General features: G+C 66.0%; 13 protein-coding genes and 1 pseudogene. 13 read left to right on the forward strand and 1 reads right to left on the reverse strand.

The features are described from left to right. The first annotated feature begins 187 nt into the window (after positions 1-187). The 11 genes from QOC69_RS31360 (at position 188) to QOC69_RS31410 (ending at position 12,408) form a co-directional block, all read left to right on the forward strand. Positions 188-2,155 (forward strand): S8 family peptidase, encoded by a 1,968-nt coding sequence (locus tag QOC69_RS31360; RefSeq protein WP_526446403.1) that lies wholly within the window; start codon positions 188-190, stop codon positions 2,153-2,155. Between the two features lie 23 nt (positions 2,156-2,178). After that, positions 2,179-3,411, forward strand: a complete 1,233-nt coding sequence (locus QOC69_RS31365; protein ID WP_526446404.1) for a ComEC/Rec2 family competence protein — start codon at positions 2,179-2,181, stop codon at positions 3,409-3,411. Positions 3,412-3,495: 84 nt separating this feature from the next. Continuing rightward, on the forward strand, positions 3,496-4,542 hold the full coding sequence (locus tag QOC69_RS31370; protein ID WP_526446417.1) for a phospholipase effector Tle1 domain-containing protein: 1,047 nt from the start codon (positions 3,496-3,498) through the stop codon (positions 4,540-4,542). Between the two features lie 229 nt (positions 4,543-4,771). After that, positions 4,772-5,671 carry an ABC transporter permease gene (locus QOC69_RS31375; RefSeq protein ID WP_526446405.1) on the forward strand — a complete coding sequence of 300 codons (900 nt, stop codon included), beginning with the start codon at positions 4,772-4,774 and terminating at the stop codon, positions 5,669-5,671. Next, the gene (locus QOC69_RS31380) at positions 5,668-6,399 is read left to right on the forward strand and encodes an ABC transporter ATP-binding protein (protein ID WP_526446406.1); all 732 of its coding nucleotides are present in this window, start codon (positions 5,668-5,670) and stop codon (positions 6,397-6,399) included. Before QOC69_RS31375 ends, QOC69_RS31380 begins: the two co-directional genes overlap by 4 nt. 38 nt (positions 6,400-6,437) lie before the next feature. Next, on the forward strand, positions 6,438-7,490 hold the full coding sequence (locus QOC69_RS31385) for an aliphatic sulfonate ABC transporter substrate-binding protein (RefSeq protein WP_526446407.1): 1,053 nt from the start codon (positions 6,438-6,440) through the stop codon (positions 7,488-7,490). A gap of 31 nt (positions 7,491-7,521) precedes the next feature. Continuing rightward, the gene (locus QOC69_RS31390; protein ID WP_526446418.1) at positions 7,522-8,871 is read left to right on the forward strand and encodes an LLM class flavin-dependent oxidoreductase; all 1,350 of its coding nucleotides are present in this window, start codon (positions 7,522-7,524) and stop codon (positions 8,869-8,871) included. Then, positions 8,868-9,653, forward strand: coding sequence for an ATP-binding cassette domain-containing protein (locus QOC69_RS31395; protein ID WP_526446408.1), 786 nt, complete (start codon positions 8,868-8,870; stop codon positions 9,651-9,653). Before QOC69_RS31390 ends, QOC69_RS31395 begins: the two co-directional genes overlap by 4 nt. Next, a complete protein-coding gene (locus QOC69_RS31400; RefSeq protein WP_526446409.1) occupies positions 9,650-10,459 on the forward strand; it encodes an ABC transporter permease in 810 nt (269 codons plus the stop codon). Before QOC69_RS31395 ends, QOC69_RS31400 begins: the two co-directional genes overlap by 4 nt. Positions 10,460-10,480: 21 nt before the next feature. Continuing rightward, positions 10,481-12,079 carry an FAD-dependent oxidoreductase gene (locus tag QOC69_RS31405; RefSeq protein ID WP_526446410.1) on the forward strand — a complete coding sequence of 533 codons (1,599 nt, stop codon included), beginning with the start codon at positions 10,481-10,483 and terminating at the stop codon, positions 12,077-12,079. After that, complete coding sequence (locus QOC69_RS31410) at positions 12,076-12,408, forward strand: 4Fe-4S binding protein (protein WP_526446411.1); 333 nt, start codon at positions 12,076-12,078, stop codon at positions 12,406-12,408. Before QOC69_RS31405 ends, QOC69_RS31410 begins: the two co-directional genes overlap by 4 nt. A gap of 12 nt (positions 12,409-12,420) precedes the next feature. On the opposite strand, the gene mrx1 is transcribed toward QOC69_RS31410, so the two are convergent. Beyond that, entirely contained in the window at positions 12,421-12,663 is a 243-nt protein-coding gene (gene mrx1, locus QOC69_RS31415) for a mycoredoxin Mrx1 (protein WP_526446412.1), read from the reverse strand. 131 nt (positions 12,664-12,794) lie between these two features. Here mrx1 and tnpA point away from each other — a divergent pair. Next, a pseudogene (gene tnpA / locus QOC69_RS31420) lies at positions 12,795-13,049 on the forward strand (IS200/IS605 family transposase); the annotation flags it as partial. A 49-nt stretch (positions 13,050-13,098) separates the two neighbouring features. Further along, on the forward strand, positions 13,099-13,853 hold a 755-nt coding region (locus QOC69_RS31425; RefSeq protein WP_526446413.1), incomplete at its 3' end, for a UvrD-helicase domain-containing protein.

Below are 13,853 nucleotides of genomic sequence, written 5' to 3' on the forward strand. Positions count from 1 at the left end.
TCGTGCTCGAGTTCCTTCACCTCGTCGAATCGACGCCGAACAATGACCGACGGGTACCAACTACAGGTAGTGAGCTACTCACGCCTATACACGTCGCAACGTGGTTGGCTCATGGGCAGGTGAGTCAGCAATGAATTCGCCACCGCAAAGCCGCTCTTCCAACGCACGCCGGGGGGAATCGGAAACCATGGCCATCGAGATCCCGCGCGCACTAATCGAATACATCCTTCTGGGCAGCGGCGACAGCAGGCGTCAGCTGCAGGACTCGCCGATTCTCGGCGACGTATGGGTGCAGTATGCGGAACATCCCAACGCCCAGGCCGACCTGTTGATCACATCGCACAAGGACACCACTGCAAACAAACTTGCCGCCGCCATCTATGAAGGTGTCGAACAGGTGGCAGGGCGGCCGGAGAAGACGCGGCCGGACGATGTCGACCCGGACATCGCGCCCCTGCAAACCTTCGTCGCCGCAAAACTGTACTTCGACGAGTTGCTACAGATTGTCATACCGATGACCAAGTGGTGGTATCAGCCGCGCACGGCTGAGGAAATCGAGCAGTACCGCACCGCGGATGAAGACGCAGTCGCCAACGGCGACGCCGACAGTCCGCGGAAGCTCAACCAGACCATCGACGACGTCACCAGTCTGCTCACGCGATGGTCGACCAGCGAGCCCGCGAACACCGCGAACGGACGTACGGCTGTCGAACGATTCGTCGCGTTGTGTGCGCTGGTTTTCCTCGCGGGGGAGAACATCCCGCCCGCCCTGGCGGACGAGGAGCCGGGGAGCGACACGCCGACGCCGACGTCGACGGCCGACGAGGTGCAGAAGCAAACCGCCGAGGCCGTCCAGAATCTGAGGCAGAGCTCGCCTTCGGACATCTCCCGCGCCGTGTTCAACGTCCTGCAATCGATGACTTCCGATTCCGAGGCCGAACCGATGGTGTTCCAGATCTCGCTGAACCGGCATGCCACGCCTGCCATCGCTAGATCGGTGCCCACCGTGAAGGGCGACGCCGCCCAGCGATTGTTTGGTATCGACTGCAGTGAGCTCAACTGGGCGATCATCGACTCCGGCATCGACCGCAACCACCCGTCGTTGGAACGCGGGCGGTTCAGGGGCACCTTCGATTTCACCAACTATCGCCGAATCGTCACCCTCGGTAACAACAAGCCAGCGGTGAGGAAGAAGAACCTCGCAGTGCTCCAGGAATCCCGCGGCGAGAACATGCCCGACGACGACCCGGATGGGATGCTCGCCGAGATCGCCTCGAGCGTTGTGAAGGGTCGCTCATTGCGATGGGATCTGGTGAGGGAGTTCGTCGAGATCAAGCCCAAGCCCGGGGTTGATCCGCCAAGACCACCGAGTGCGCACGGTACGCACGTCGCTGGCATCATCGGCGCGACCAAACACGAGGAAGACCCCGAGTCGGCCGACGGGATGTGCCCCGGCATCGGCCTCTACGACTTCCGGATCCTCAGCGCCGATGCCGACACCACCATCACGGACACCGAATTCGCGGTGATCGCCGCGCTGCAGTTCATCCGGTACATCAACGAACAGGCCGGGTTCCTGCTGATCAACGGCGTCAACCTGAGCGTGTCGATCCCGCACGACGTGCGCAACTACGCATGCGGCGGAACCCCGGTGTGCACCGAGAGCGAGCGGTTGATCGACAGCGGCGTGGTTGTGGTCGCCGCCGCGGGCAACCTCGGTTACCAGCACAGCGTCGTCGGCGGCCAGCCGTTCGACAACTATGCCGCGCTCTCGATCACCGACCCGGGCAACGCCGAACGCGTCATCACCGTCGGCTCCACCCACAAATCCGCGCCGACGACCTACGGAGTCAGCTACTTCTCCAGCCGTGGCCCTACTGGCGACGGCCGACTCAAGCCGGACCTCGTCGCCCCAGGCGAACGGGTCGATTCGACGGTGCTCGACGGGGCGTGGGGCGCACTCGACGGCACGAGCATGGCCGCCCCACACGTCAGTGGCGCCGCCGCGCTGCTGATGGGTCGCTACCCGGAGCTCATCGGCAGGCCCGACCGGATCAAGAAGATCCTGTGCGACACGGCGACCGATCTGGGTCGCGACCGCAGCTTCCAGGGCCACGGCATGCTCGACGTGCTCCGCGCCTTGCAAAGTCAATAACCACACGAATTGGGGGCAAGGCCATGGGCGACAACGTCTTCACTCTCGAGGTCCTTCGGGCAAAGTACGGCGACTGCCTGTTGCTGCACTACGGCACTACCGATGAACCTGCGCTCGCACTGATCGACGGCGGACCCAGCGGCGTCTACACGTCGTTTCTGAAGCCGCGACTGCAGGCGCTGCGCCTGGAACGCGGCCTTCCCCCGGAACAGTCGCTGCCGATCGACCTCTGCATGCTCAGCCACATCGACGACGACCACGTGCTCGGCCTGAAAGACCTGACCAAGGAACTCGTACAGGCGAGGGAGGACAACAAGGCCGAAATGGTCCAGATCCTCGACCTGTGGCACAACGCATTCGACGACATCGCGAAGAACGATGCCAAGGAGATCGTCGCCGCGGTAGCGGACCGGTTCGGGCCCGCTTCGCTGGATGGCGGCGAGCTGCCCGACGACCCGGAGTTCAACACCGGCGCGATGATGGTGCTGGCCAGCGTCAACAACGGCCGCAAGCTGCGTGACAATGCGATCAAGCTTGGCATCGATCGCAACGTGGACACCGGTGGTGAGATGGTCGTCGCCACCGACCACAACGACCCACTCGACATGGGCAGCGGTCTGACGTTCACGGTCATCGGGCCGATGCTCGCCGAAATCGAGGCCTTGCAAGCCGAGCACGCGAAGTGGGTCAAGGAAAACCCCGAGGAGGTGGCGAAGTCGAAGGAGTTCCTGGCCAGCTTCGACGACGACACGGTGCCGAACTTGTCGAGCATCGTCGTACTCGCCGAATCGAACGATAGGACGATCCTCTTCACCGGCGACGCGCGTGGCGACAAGATCCTCGAGGGTATGGAGCTGGTCGGCGTCATCGAACCGGGCGGCACGATTCACGTCGACGTGTTGAAGTGCCCGCACCACGGCAGCATCCGCAACATCGACACGGTCTTCTTCGAGCGCATCAGCGCCGACCACTACGTGTTCTCCGCCAATGGCAAGTTCGGCAACCCCGATCGAGAGACGCTCGAGATGCTCGCCAAGGTCCGCGGTGACGTGGACTATCACGTCCACCTGACGTACCCGATCGCCGACATCGATGCAGGCGCCAAGAAAGACTTCGAAAGCAAGCACCACGGCGAACAGTGGGACGCCGAAACCCAGGGTCTGGCGGCGTTTCTCGCCGCGAACCCCCAGTTCGAAGAGCGGATCGTGATCGTCGGCGAGAACGAGCTGCACCTCATCGAGCTGGCGGGGCAGTGATGGCCAGAAACCTCGTGCTCTGCCTGGACGGCACCAAGCAATGAGCCCGAACACGGCGCCACCAACGTCACCCGCATCTATCAGATCGCACAGAAGGACGACCGGCAGCTCGTGTATTACGACCCCGGAGTCGGCACCATGGGTGCCCGCGGCGCTGTCACCCCACTGGGTAAGGCGCTGACCAGAACTGCTGGCATGGTGACCGGTTACGGCATCAAGGACAACATCGAAGAGGTCTACACCTGGCTATCCCGCAACTACGATGCGGGAGACCGGATCTACGTGTTCGGGTTCTCCCGCGGCGCGTACACCGCCTGCGCGCTGACCGGGATGCTGCGCACCGTCGGCTTGCTGCGGCCTGGCACCGAGAACCTGGTGCCGTACGCGATCAAGCTCTACGCGCAGAGCGGCAAGTCGCGCGCCGCCCGCGGCACCACATCGGATGCACAGCAGGACGCCGACGCCGACGCCAAGGCGGAGAAGGATCGCTATTGGCATGTGCGGGATGACTTCAGGAAACAGTTCGGCAATCCGGCGTTCCCCAACGCATTCGACAAGAGCAAGCACCAGGTCCGCTATCTCGGCGTGTGGGACACGGTGAAATCGGTCGGCTGGCTGAACCTCAAGGCACGCATCGAGATGGCCCGCTGGCCATTCACTCGCAAGATCACCAACGTCGAAACAGCCCGCCTCGCTATGGCTCTCGACGAACGCCGACGTCCGTTCAAGGAATACCGGTTCGATGCGGAGTCCGTCGCCAAGTCGGAGGGGCGGTACCGGGAAATGTGGTTCGCCGGCGTGCACAGCGATGTGGGTGGCTTCTTCCCCGACGACCACCAATTGTCCGATATCGCGTTGGCGTGGATGGTCGGTGAAGCCGCCGACGCAGGCCTGATCGTCGACGAAAACCGATACCGCACCGTGCTGAAGCCACTGAAGTTCGACGATGAGCTACCCGCCGACTACGCGTTGGGCAAGATACACGACAACGAAAGAGTGTGGATGCTGGCAGGCGGATGGCGTTCACGGCCGGTGCTTCCCGGGGACGAGAAGCATCCGAGCGTGTTGTACCGCGTCGAGCACACCGAAGGTGACGCCAAGCCCTACCGGCCCGACCTCAGGCCCGGTTGAGTTTCGGCATCCGGCTTCGACGAATCGTCTCTGGCCGATCCGACCGCCACGCGCGAAAGAATCCCGCCGATTTGATAGCTGCTCAAGCGGCGGTGATTGCGGCATGGTGACCATGACCGCACCGCCACGCCAATCGCGCGGCGGGCAACGGAATGTGGCTAATTGCCGCGCGCCAGACCGGAGACATGCCCATGTTTACGAGACTTGCATCGTCGATGCGAGCACGACCATGACCAACGTCATCGTCGACACGAAGCCGGCCGCCCCTTCCGGACTGCTCCCCGCTGCGCCCGCGCCGTCGCGGCGCCGCGACGTCTTCCTGCCCCGCAGTGTCCGGCGCCAGACCTTCGTCGGCACGCTGCGCCGCAGGCTTCGCTGGCCGCTGGGGATCTACACCACGCCGGTGGTGATCCTCATCGTGTGGGAGATCCTCGCCCAGGCGGGCGTACTCAAGCCAACGTACGCACCGGCCCCCACCGACATCGTCAGCACCACCATCACCTTGTGGAACGACGGGATCCTCGGCCCCGACCTGGCAATATCGTTGCAGCGAGCGGGGATTGGTCTCGCGCTCGGATTGACCGTCGGCATCGTCGCCGGAGTGCTCGGCGGCTTCCTCCGCAGCGGCGAGTATCTGTTCAACGGTCTCGCGCAAGTCCTGAACACGATCCCGTTGCTCGCGGTGTTGCCGCTGATGGTCGTGTGGTTTGGCATCGATGAGCTGACGAAGGTCCTGTTGATCGCCTTCGGCGCCGGCGTGCCGATGTACCTGAACCTCTTCTCGGCGATCCGCGGAGTCGACCAGCGCCTGATCGAGATGGCTCGTACCACTGGTGCCGGTCGGTGGCGGGTGGTCACCTGGGTGCTGCTGCCAGGGGCATTTCCGGGGTTCCTGGTCGGTCTCCGCTTCTCGCTCGCCTACAGCATCCTGGGTCTGGTCGCCGCCGAGACCGTCAACGCCGACCAGGGACTCGGCTTTCTGATCACACAGGCCCAGACCTACCTGCAGACCAACAAGGTCTTCGTCGGCCTGGTGATCTACTCGATCCTCGGGCTGGTGGCCGACCAGTTGGTCCGGATCCTCGAGCGGGTGCTGTTGCGATGGCGACCCAGTTTCGAGGCGGCATGAGCATCACCGCTGACGCGACGCCGCGTCAGCAGACGGGCGTGCTCGTCGAGCAGGTCGTCCGCGCGTTCGATGGCCGCGTCGTCCTGGACCATCTCGACCTCGTGATCGAGGGCGAGGAGCTCGTCGTCCTCCTGGGCCCCTCGGGCTGCGGAAAGAGCACCCTGCTGCGGCTGCTGGCCGGGTTGGACACCCCGGACGGCGGCCGCATCGAGGTTCCCGCGAAGCGGGCGATCGTGTTCCAGGCCGACCGGCTGCTGCCTTGGCAGCGCGTTCTCCGCAACGTCACGTTGGGCCTGCGCGGTCCGGACGCCGACCAACGGGCGCGCAAGGCACTGAGCGAGGTCAATCTGGCCGGCCGGGAGAAGGCTTGGCCCAAACAGCTTTCGGGTGGCGAGGCCCAGCGCGTCGCGCTGGCCCGTGCGTTGGTGTCGGAACCGGAGCTGATCCTGCTCGATGAGCCGTTCGCATCGCTGGACGCGATCACCCGGGTCCGGATGCACGATCTGGTTCGCGAACTCCGCCGCAAGCACCACGCCTCCATGCTGCTCGTCACCCACGACGTCGACGAAGCGATCGCCCTTGCCGACCGCATCCTCGTCATGAGCAACGGGCGCATCGGCAACGCCCATCGAGTGCAGCTGTCGGCTGCCAATCGGGAGGCGAGCGTGGCCCGTGAGGAACTCCGGGCGGCCCTGCTGGCTGACCTTGGTCTGGCCAGCCAGCATTGAAACGTATACGTCTCATCACCTAGAACACAGGAGAACCCATGTCCTACAAGTCCTTCCGACTCGCAGGCGCAGCCGTGCTGCTCACGGTGGCGAGCGTTCTTGCCGCCTGCGGCTCCTCGTCGGAGACCCCCGATGCCTCACCGGGTCCCTTGAGCGGGTCAGCAGGCAGCGACAGCCATCCGGAGTGGAGTCAGTACACCTTCACCATCGGCGACAACGGCGGCGACGGCAGCGAGGAGCTGGCGAAGATCACGGGCGTGTTCGATGACGCGCCGTACAAGGTCAAGTTCGCCCGGTTCGACTACGGTCCGCCGCTGGTACAGGCGGCCGCCACCGGTGACATCGACCTCGGTTCCGTGGGCGACGTCCCACCGATCACCGGGGCGGCAAAGCAGTTCGGCTTCAAGATCGTCGCCGTCCAGCGCGGCGCTGACGCGACCAAGGCGGCCGAGAACATCATCGTGCCCAAGGATTCACCGATCCAGACGCTGGCCGACCTCAAGGGCAAGCGGCTCGCCGTCCCGCAGGGAAGCTCTGCCCACGGGTTGGGTCTGCTCGCGCTCAAGAGCGTGGGCCTGACCCCGAAGGACGTCGAGCTCGTCTACCTCAGCCCGGCGGCTGGCGGGACGGCGTTCAACACCGGCAAGGTGGACGCGTGGTCCATCTGGAATCCGCAGTCCGCGATCGCGGTGAAGAACGGTGCCAAGATCATCGCCAAGGGTCTGCCGCCGATCGACCAGGTCAACAACTACTACGTGGCTAGTGAAAAGTCGCTCAACGATCCGGTCCGGCGCGCCGCCTTGGCCGATGTGCTGACTCGCATCGGCCGCGAATTCAACTGGGCGCAGCAGAACCCCGACCAGTACGCCAAGGCCATCGCGACGGAGACAGGTGTTTCGCTCGAGGACGCCAGGGCGACGGTAGATTCCTACCCGTTCAAGATCACCCAGTTCCTCCCCGAGGACCTCAAGGCCGAGCAGGCCCTCAGCGACGCCTTCTTCGAGGCCGGCGAGATCACCAAGCAGGTCGACGTCACGACCATCTATGACAACCTTCTGCCCGACGGCTTCGACAGCTCGAAGGCGCCCTGATGAGCGCTTGCGCGAAGAAGAGAGCACGCTGATGGGTGTCGCCCCGCGTGAACTGCACCTCAACGCCTTCCTCATGGAGGCGGGCCACCACGAGGCGGCATGGCGGCTGCCGGAGAGCAACCCGCATGCCGACTTCGACCTTCGGCACTGGATCAAGCTGGCGCAGTTGGCGGAGGACGCCAAGTTCGACTCGCTTTTCCTCGCCGACGGGCCTGCGCTCACCGGCGACGGTGAGTTCCGTCCGCCGGGCCAGCTCGAACCGCTGACCCTGCTGACCGCGCTGGCGCAGCACACCAGTCGGATCGGGCTGATCGCCACCGTGTCGTCGACCTACAACGAGCCCTACAACCTGGCGCGCCGGCTCGCCTCGGTCGATCACGTCAGCGGCGGGCGGGCCGGATGGAACATCGTCACCTCGGCGGGCGCCGACGAAGCCGCCAACTTCGGCCTCGACGACCGGCCCGACCACGCGGTGCGTTACGTCCGCGCCAACGAATTCCTCGATGTCGCCAAGGCCCTGTGGGACAGCTGGGAGAGCGAAGCCGTTCTCGCCGACAAGGTTTCGGGCCGCTACGCCGACCCGGCACGCCTGCACGCCATTGACTACATCGGCAGCCACTTCAAGGTCGCGGGACCTTTGAACGTCGAGCGTCCACCGCAGGGATACCCGCTGCTGGTGCAGGCCGGATCCTCGGAGGACGGCAAGGACTTCGCCGCCCGCCACGCGGAGGCCATCTTCACCGCCCACCAGACCTACGAACGCGCCGCCGACTTCTACGGCGACATCAAGTCGCGGACGAAGGCGGCGGGTCGCGACCCCGACGGTGTGCTGGTGCTGCCGGGCATCGTGCCGTTCATCGGCTCGACCGAAGCCGAGGCCCAGGAGTTGGCGCAGCGTTTCGACGATCTTCGGGTACCGGAATACGGCCTGTGGCAGCTGGCGAACATCTTCGAGACCGACCCGTCGGCGTTCGAGCTCGACAAGCCGCTGCCCGACTTCATTCTGGCCAGGCCGAAACTGCAAGGCACGCAGAGCCGTTCGGACCTCGTCATCGAGTTGGCCCAGCGCGAGAATCTCACGGTTCGACAGGTCCTGTCCCGTCTGGGTGGCGGCCGCGGGCACTTCACGTTCGTCGGTACACCGGAGCAGATTGCCGACACGATCATCGCGTGGTTCGAGGGCGGCGCCGCCGACGGCTTCAACATCATGGCGCCGGCGCTGCCGTCGGCCCTTGAGACGTTCATCGACCAGGTGCTGCCGATCCTGCGGGGCAAGGGGCTGTTCCGGGAGGAGTACCGCGGCGCCACCCTGCGCGAGCACTACGGCCTTCCGGTCCCGGCGAACCAGTTCCAGGTCGACCATGCAGACTTTGCGGTGTGACACTCTTTGATTCCGGCGTATCGGCCTCACCGGCCCGCAGCGCCAACGTTCCGCCTGCCCTGAAGATCAAGGGGCTGCGCAAGGTCTACGCCGACGGCTTCATTGCGGTATCGGACCTCGATCTGCAACTCGACGACGGCGCCTTCTTCGGTCTGCTCGGGCCCAATGGGGCAGGCAAGACCACCCTCATCGGTTCGGTGTGCAACATCGTCAAGCCGACGTCGGGTGAGCTGACCGTCTTCGGCCACGACTACCGGACCAGGGAGGCCCGGCGCCTGATCGGTCTGGCCGAGCAGGAGATCAACGTCGACCGCTTCCTCTCGGTGCGGCAACTCCTGATCTACCACGCCGGGTACCACGGCATCGGGCGGAAGACGGCCGTGGGCCGCGCTGACGAACTACTGGCGCTGTTCCGGCTCGAGGACAAGGCCGACGGCCGGGCCTACGAACTGTCCGGTGGCATGCAACGCCGCCTCGTCATCGCCCGCGCCCTGATGCACCGGCCGCGCCTGTTGATCCTCGACGAACCTACGGCCGGGGTCGACGTCGAATTGCGTGCGGAGATTTGGGGATTCGTCTCCAGGCTGAATGCCGCAGGCACGACGATCCTGCTCACCACCCACTATCTGGAGGAAGCCGAAGCGCTCTGCGACGAGATCGCGGTCATCCGGGCAGGCCGGATCATGGACCGGGGATCGGCGGCGTCCCTGCGTGACCGGTACGAGGCACGCGACATCTCCGAGGTCTACGCCAGGGTCATCGCGGCGGAGGCCACCTCGTGACCGGCGTCGAGACTCAGACGATCAGGCCCTACGACGAGCCGTTTCGCGCCGAACGTGCACCGTTCCTGTGGCTCGCCGAGCGGGAGATATTGCGGTTCCTGAACATCTGGCAGTACTCGATCGTCGGTCCCGTGCTGTCGACCATCCTGTTCGTCATCGTCTTCGGCTCGGTTTTGGGCCGTCACGTCGACACGACCGACGGCGTGCCCTACGGCCAGTTCATCGTCGGTGGCCTGTTCGCCCAGGCGATCGTCAACGTCGGGTTCTTCAACGGGACGACGAGTCTGTTCGAGGCCCGCCGCGACAAGTACATCAACGACGTCTTCGCCAGTCCGCTGCGATGGTGGGAGATCAACGCTGCCCTGGTGACCGGTGGGCTCGCCCGCGGAGTGATCGTCGGTGCCGGGGTCCTGGCGATCGGTTTGCCGCTGACGCACGGTGGCGTGGCCCGGCCGTTGGTGTTCGTGTTCGGCACCCTCGGCGTGCTCGTCGTGGCGGCGCAGACCGGCGTGATCGCAGGCAGTCTGGCCAAGTCCTTGGACCACGTGTACTCGATGGAGTCGATCATCCTGCTGCCGCTCGGATTCCTCGGCGGCATCTTCTACTCCGTCCACCAGCTGCCACACGCCTGGGCGATCGTGAGCCAGCTCAACCCCGTCTTCTGGCTGGTGCAGGTCGAGCGGATCGGCTTGTTGGGAAGCGGTGACGTCAGCGCCGTGTCGGCATTGGCCGTGGTGTGGGGTCTTGCGGCGGCGCTGTCGGTGTGGTCGGCGGTCATCTTCGGGACGAACCGCCTCAAGGCGTAAAGAAGGTAGAGAAGGAGTGCTGTGACGAAAACTGTTGCCGACGAGACGCTGTCGACGGACGTGCTGGTGATCGGGGGCGGGCCGGCAGGCACGTGGGCCGCCATCGAGGCGGCGAAGGCGGGCGTCGACGTCGTCCTGGCGGACAAGGGCCACACCGGCTCCAGTGGCGCCACCGCCTCGGTCGGCACCGGCATTTGGTACGTCGAGGACGTACCAGAACTGCGAGAGGCGGCGATGGCCAGCCGCGATGCCCTCGGTGGTCACCTCGCCGAGCGCGACTGGATGACGCGCGTGCTCGACGAAACCCACGCCAGGATGCACGAACTCGGCGACGTGCAGCGCTACCCCTTCCCGGTCGACACCTACGGCCGACCGATCCGCAACGACCTGCAGGGCCCCGAGTACATGCGTCGGCAGCGCACCCGGGTGCAGCGCCTCGGGGTCCGCATCCTCGACCACACCCCGGCGCTGGAACTTCTGGTCGACGACGACGGGGTGGTGTCGGGTGCGGTGGCGCTGGACCGGGCGTCGGGGCGCACCGTGCGCATCGAGGCCGGGGCCGTGGTGCTGGCTGCCGGAGGGTGTGCCTTCCAGTCCAAGACGCTGGGCTGTGACGTCAACACCGGCGACGGCGCACTCATGGCGGTGGAGGCGGGCGCGGTGCTGTCGGGCATGGAGTTCTCGAGTGCGTATGCCATTGCGCCCAAAGGTACTTCGCTGACGAAGACCGCCTACTACTCGTGGGCGACCTTCTACCGCGAAGACAGGACGGTGCTCGAAGGTGCGGCCAACTACGGAGGCCGGTCGGTGATCGCCAAGACGCTGTTATCCGAGCCGGTCTTCGCACGGCTCGACCGCGCCACCGAAGCCGAGCAAGTCGCCATGCGTCGAGGCCAGCCAAACTTCTTCCTGGTGTTCGACCGGTTGGGTATCGACCCGTTCACCGACTTCTTCGAAATCACGCTGCTCGCCGAGGGAACCGTCCGTGGCACCGGCGGCGTGCGGGTCGCCGACTACGCCTGCTCCACCGACGTGCCGGGGCTGTATGCGGCCGGCGACACGGCGACGCGCGAAATGATCTGCGGTGGCTTCACCGGCGGCGGCAGCCACAACGCGGCGTGGGCCGCGTCCTCCGGCAGTTGGGCAGGACAGGGCGCCGCGCGCTTCGCGATTCAACGCGGGCGTCTGGGTGCCGGACTGCGTCCGGTCGGAGGAGCTGGTGTTCGTCCGACCGGCACGGTCGATCTCGGGTATCGCGACGTGGTCACCGAGGTCCAACGTCAAGTGTTGCCCTACGAGCTGAACTATCTACGGCACGGTGACCGGCTCACGCCGGCCCTGAAGTCGTTGCACGACACGTGGTCTGAGGTCAGGGTGGGTCTGGGCGCGGACGGGGAGGATCTCTTCAGGGCGCGCGAAGCGGCCGCGATGGTCGCACACGGCCGGTGGATGTATCACGCCGCTCTGACCCGTACGGAGACCCGCGGGATGCACAAGCGGTCGGACTACCCGGTGCAGGATCCTGGGCAGCGCCGTCGGCTGTTGACCGGGGGACTGGACGAACTTTGGAGCCGACCGGAGTCGCCGCGGCCTGCGCTGGTGGGCGGGCACGCCGCGTGATCGAGGTCGTCGCGGCGGACCGGTGCATCGCGTGTGACCGCTGCATCGAGGTGTGCCCCACCAGGGTGTTCGATCGCGGTCCCGACGGAGTCCCGGTGATCGCACGGCACGACAGCTGCCAGACCTGTTTTCAGTGCGAGGCGTACTGCCCGACCGACGCGCTGTTCGTGGCCCCGCTGTCGACGCCTGCGGCCGACGACTCCGGGTTTCGTGATGCCGCGGGACTGGCCACCGCAGGACTGCTCGGGGGCTACCGGCGTGAACTGGGCTGGGGTGGCGGGCGCGCACTCGGCGCCCGCACCGCCGTTGGGCCGGAATACCCAGACTGACGGCGGCGCGATCTATGCCGCGAGCTTGGCCTTGACCTCGCGGGCGCTCGGATTGGTCAGCGTCGACCCGTCGGCGAACTTCAGCGTTGGCACGGTCTGATTCCCGCCGTTGACCGACATGACGAACTCGGCCGCCGTCGGCTCGGCTTCGATGTCGACCTCGGTCCAGGCGATTCCCTCGGACTTCAGCGCGCTCTTGAGCCGGGCGCAGAAGCCACACCAGGAGGTGGTGTACATCGTTAATGCAGCGCTCATAAGTCGTTCAACATAGCCGAACCCGCGTCCATGCCCGGAGGGGACCGGTGGCTTTAGCCGTCGGGGGAACCGGGGCTGGTGACTAGCGTGTGATCGGGGTGCTGTCGGTCCTGTTTTGTAAAGTGCGCGGCATGTCCGAGTGTCGGTTCCGCCGCACCTCGGGAGGCGTGTGCTCGTTGGGGCTGCAGCTGGCGTGGTGCCCGAAGTACCGGTGCCGCATTCTGGGCGGGTGCGTAGCGGGCCGCTGCGGGCGGTTGCTGGAGCAGATCGCCGCCGAACACGGCTGGGAGATCGTGGCCAAGGAGGTGATGCCCGATCACGTGCATCTGTTGGTCCGGGTCGGCCCGACCGATGCGCCGGTGCGGGTGGTGCGGGCGTTCAAAGGCTGCACCGCCGCTGCGGCAATTGTCGCAGGGCCCTGCCAAGATGGACGCCATGCCGCTCGAGGCTCCGGACGCCGCCCTCCTGAACGACCTCGACGACGAACAGCGCGAGGCGGTGCAGGCGCCGCGTGGACCGGTCTGCGTGCTGGCAGGCGCGGGCACCGGCAAGACGCGCACCATCACCCGTCGCATCGCCTACCTGGTATCCGCCGGGCACGTCGCGCCCGGCCAGGTGCTGGCGGTGACGTTCACCTCGCGCGCCGCGGGGGAGATGCGGGCCAGGTTGCGGTCCCTTGACACCGAATCCGGGGCTGGGGGGGGCGGGGTGCAGGCCGTGACGTTTCACGCCGCGGCGCGCAGGCAGCTGCAGTACTTCTGGCCGCGTCTGGTCGGCGACACGGGCTGGGAACTGCTCGACAGCAAGTTCGGCGTGGTGGCCCAGGCCGCCAACCGCGCAGGCATGCCGACCAGCACCGACGACGTGCGTGATCTCGCCGGCGAGATCGAGTGGGCGAAGTCGTCGTTGATCAGCCCGGAGACCTACCCGGCCGCGGTCGCCGAGGTCGGTCGCGACATCCCGTTCGACGCCGCCAGGATCGCCGCGGTGTACGCCGGATACGAGGCGGCCAAGGCCCGCCGCGACGGGACCACCCTGCTGGACTTCGACGACCTGCTGCTGCACACCGCCGCGGCGATCGAGAACGACGCCGCCGTCGCGCAGGAGTTCAGGGACCGCTACCGGTGTTTCGTCGTCGACGAGTATCAGGACGTCACACCCCTGCAGCAGCGCGTGCTCGACGCCTGGCT

Source organism: Mycobacterium sp. (assembly GCF_032162105.1).
Classification (GTDB): Bacteria; Actinomycetota; Actinomycetes; order Mycobacteriales; family Mycobacteriaceae; genus Mycobacterium.